Annotated in this window: 1 protein-coding gene; it reads right to left on the bottom strand. The window is 57.3% G+C overall.

The window, feature by feature from the left end; genetic code table 11:
• Positions 1-255, bottom strand: a 255-nt coding sequence (locus L6D77_RS27160) for an immunoglobulin-like domain-containing protein (protein WP_236170244.1), incomplete at both ends; no start/stop codon positions are given.

Genomic DNA, 255 nt, shown 5'->3' with positions numbered 1-255 from the left:
TCTCGAAGGTCTTGCCAGCGACGGTTGCGTCGCTGACACCCACGGTCAGGCTATCGGCATCTTTGAAGACGTCATCGCCTTGGGCGTCGGCTTTGTAGATCGCTTCGGTCTGGCCCGCCGGAATCACAACTTTGGCGCCGTTAGACAGCGTGACAGTCAGATCCTGATCCAGCTTCTGGCTGACTTTGACGGTGAACGACGGCTGTTGATCTTCGGTGACATCGCCATTGCTGACGATGGTGACCGACACCTTGT

It is taken from the genome of Pseudomonas parasichuanensis (genome assembly GCF_021601385.1).
Taxonomy (GTDB): domain Bacteria; phylum Pseudomonadota; class Gammaproteobacteria; order Pseudomonadales; family Pseudomonadaceae; genus Aquipseudomonas; species Aquipseudomonas parasichuanensis.
This window is presented reverse-complemented; position numbering and strand designations above follow the sequence as displayed.